This is a genomic window from Oleiphilus sp. HI0086 (genome assembly GCF_001635225.1).
The window spans coordinates 1-767 of sequence record NZ_LWFZ01001456.1 but is presented as its reverse complement, the minus strand read 5'-3'; the positions used below and the strand labels follow the sequence as shown (position 1 = coordinate 767).

General features: G+C 44.3%; 1 protein-coding gene. It reads right to left on the bottom strand.

The features are described 5' to 3' along the window. Positions 1-670 (bottom strand): nucleotide sugar dehydrogenase (locus tag A3756_RS24650; RefSeq protein ID WP_156490749.1); only part of this gene is annotated, 670 nt, incomplete at its 3' end. Between the last annotated feature and the right edge of the window lie 97 nt (positions 671-767).

Sequence of the window (767 nt, the reverse complement as noted above, 5' to 3'; positions counted from 1 at the left end):
AAAGCTCGTTAACGAGAGCGATGTTGACGTCACGCTGGGTGTTTTCAATAACTTTTGCGGCTTCAGCTACACGAATAGAAGCTGCTTTGTGCGTGCCGGCAACGATGATGCTTTTATAAAGGTCATCAATAAAAGTTGCCGCTTCGGGCGTTGAGCCAGAGGTAACTTTGAGAATGTTCGTGACACGGTGTTCTTTATCGCCAGGATTGATTCGTTCCGGGCTGTATCCCGCAAAGAAATCTTCATTTAGCTTCAAACCAGAGCCTTGCTCGATTAGTGGTAAACAGTCTTCTTCGGTTGCACCCGGGTAAACAGTCGACTCGTAAATAACGTAATCGCCCTTTTTGACTACTTTGCCAAGCATCTCGCTCGCTTTGATTAGCGGCGTTAGGTTTGGTGTTTTGTAGTCATCGATCGGTGTAGGAACTGTGACGATATAGACTGTAGCATTCTTGATATCATCGAGCTGAGTAGTAAACGTGAGATGAGTACTCTCGGCAAGCTCTTCAGATGAGCACTCGAGTGTGCTATCAACACCTTCGCGTAACTCGTTGATGCGATCTTCTTTGATGTCAAACCCTATGGTTGGGAATTTCTTCCCAAATTCGACTGCCAGTGGCAGACCTACATAGCCCTGTCCGATAATGCAAATTTGTGTATTTGTTTCCATGGTCTCTCGATCTTTCATCAATAAATAAAAACTTTGCGCCGACTGTTTACAAATGACTTACAATGAACGCTTAAAAAAGGTGACGGATTATTGCATA